Source organism: Saccharomonospora saliphila YIM 90502 (assembly GCF_000383795.1).
In the GTDB taxonomy this organism is placed as follows: Bacteria; Actinomycetota; Actinomycetes; order Mycobacteriales; family Pseudonocardiaceae; genus Saccharomonospora; species Saccharomonospora saliphila.
Genome location: NZ_KB912655.1, coordinates 1 through 2,352, shown reverse-complemented (window position 1 = coordinate 2,352; position 2,352 = coordinate 1). Strand labels below are relative to the sequence as shown.

3 protein-coding genes are annotated in these 2,352 nt (G+C 71.9%); all 3 read left to right on the top strand.

Features of this window, described 5'->3' with window-relative positions; all coding sequences use genetic code 11:
• The coding region (locus SACSA_RS22165) for an AMP-binding protein (protein ID WP_019815220.1) at positions 1-1,379 on the top strand (1,379 nt) is incomplete at its 5' end.
• Complete coding sequence (locus tag SACSA_RS0108975; protein WP_019815219.1) at positions 1,370-1,978, top strand: TetR/AcrR family transcriptional regulator; 609 nt, start codon at positions 1,370-1,372, stop codon at positions 1,976-1,978. The genes SACSA_RS22165 and SACSA_RS0108975, both read left to right, overlap by 10 nt.
• Complete coding sequence (locus SACSA_RS0108970) at positions 1,971-2,303, top strand: hypothetical protein (protein WP_019815216.1); 333 nt, start codon at positions 1,971-1,973, stop codon at positions 2,301-2,303. The genes SACSA_RS0108975 and SACSA_RS0108970 overlap by 8 nt, the downstream gene beginning before the upstream one ends.
• Positions 2,304-2,352 lie beyond the last annotated feature (49 nt).

Here is a 2,352-nt window from a genome sequence, read left to right as displayed (position 1 = left end):
GGGGCGACCGCGTCGCGGTGATGTCGCGCAACCGGCCCGAGTTCCCCCTGGTGTGGCTGGCGCTGGCCCGGCTGGGCGCCGTGCTGGTGCCGGTGAACACCGGCTACCGGGAGCTGGACGGCGCGCACGTGCTCGCCCGTTCCGGTGCCCGGTTCGCCGTCACCGACGGTGAGTTCGCCGACCTGCTGCGCGGCATCGCGCCGGGCACCGCCGTCGAGCGGGTGCTGACGGTGGACGAGCTGACCCACGAGGGCGCGGAGAAGACGTGCGGGGAGTTCGCCCCGGTCGCGGGCGAGCTGCCCTGCAACATCCAGTTCAGCTCCGGCACCACCGGCACGCCGAAGGGTTGCGTGCTGCCGCACCGGTACTGGACCACCCTCGCGCACGGGCTCGTGGACGGCTTCCCGCACCTCGACCAGAACGACACGATCCTGACCGCGCAGCCGTTCCACTACATCGATCCACAGTGGAACGTCGCGGTCGGACTGGCCTCCGGCGCGACGCTCGTGGTGCTCGACCGGTTCCACCCGTCGACGTTCTGGCAGCGGGTGCGCGAGCACCGGGTCACGTGGTTCTACTGTCTCGGGCTGATGCCCACGCTGCTCCTGCGCATGCCCGCCGACGCCGACGACACGCGGCACCACGTGCGCGCGGTGAGCGCGTCGGCGATCCCGGCGGACCTGCACGCGGACCTGGAACGCCGGTGGGGCGTGCCCTGGTACGAGGCGTTCGGGATGACCGAGACCGGGTCGGACATCCGCATGGACCCGGCCGACCACGACGAGCTGGTAGGCACCGGTTGCCTCGGCCGTGCCGCGCCGGGGCGTGAGGTGATGGTCGCCGACGAGCACGGCAACCCGCTCCCCCGGGGGCAGCGGGGGGAGCTGCTGGTGCGCGGGGTGGGGCTCATGCACGGTTACCACGACGACCCCGATGCCACGGCCCGCGCCTTCCACGGCGGCTGGTTCCGCACCGGTGACCTCGCGACGATGGACACCGAGGGGCGCGTGTTCTACGTGGGCCGTACCAAGGACATGATCCGGCGCAGCGGGGAGAACATCGCCGCCGAGGAGGTCGAACGCGCCCTGTTGCGGCACGCGAGCGTGCGTTCGGCCGCCGTGCTGGGGGTGCCCGACGAGCTGCGCGGCGAGGAGGTCAAGGCCTGGGTCGTGCCCGCCGAGGGACACCGGGTGGACCCCGCCGAGCTGGCCGGGTTCTGCGCGGGCAAGCTCGCCTACTTCAAGGTGCCGAGGTATTGGGCGGTGGTGGACGCGCTGCCGATGACCGACTCCGAGCGGGTCGCCAAGGGCACCCTGCGCGCGGGCGACGGGGACCCGCTCACGGGGTGCTACGACAGCAGGGAGGGCCGGTGGCGGTAGACACCCGCGCGGTACTGCGCACCGCCGCCGAGGAGCTCTTCGCCGAGCGCGGTTTCCACGGCACGGGCATCCGCGACCTCGCGCGGGCCTGCGGACTGTCCACCGCTAGCCTGTACCACCACATGGGTTCCAAGGAGGACCTGCTCGCCGAGATCATGCGCGATTGCCTGCGTGACCTGCGCGACTCGGCCAGGGCCGTCACGCGCGGCGTGGCCGATCCGCGTGAGCGGGTGCGGCTCCTGGTCCGGATGCACGTCGAGGCGCACGCGCTGAGGCCGAGGCGGACCCGCATCGTCGACCACGAGATCCACGCGCTGACCCCGCTCACGCGGCGCGAGGTGGTGGCGCTGCGCGACGAGTACGAACGCGTGTGGGCCGAGGCGGTCAGCGACGGCGTGGACGCGGGCGTGTTCACCACGGCCCACCCCGGGATCACCCGTATCGCGCTGCTGGAGATGTGCACCGGTGTGGCCCACTGGTACTCCCCGGACGGTGACCTTCCGCTCGACGAACTGGCCCGGCACCACGCCGACCTCGCTCTCCGTGTCCTCGGAGCTTGCTCTCCGCGCTCCGCTGAGAGACGCTCGAAGGGTGAGTGAGGAAACCATCCAGCTGGAACTCAACGACGCGGGTGTCTCTCCGGGGCTTCCGATGCCCTCGAACCCGCGGGATCAGATACAGGACGTGCCGTATCGCCCGGTCGAGTTCCGCGACGACGATCTCCCGGCCGCGCTGGAGCGCTGCGCCGGCTGGCTCAAACAAGCCCAGCAGTGGCTGGGTGAGCCCGTGGACGTGCTCGCCGTCCACCTCGACTACGACGAGCGAGACGGCTATCCGTACTACGACCTGAAACTGCTGTGCAACGAGGAGGACCTGGCGGGGGTGCCGCTGGCGCTGCGCGAGCGCGACGACACGGCGGGCTGACCCGCGCCGGTGCGCCCGCCATCCGGGCGCACCCGGCACAGTGAACGAC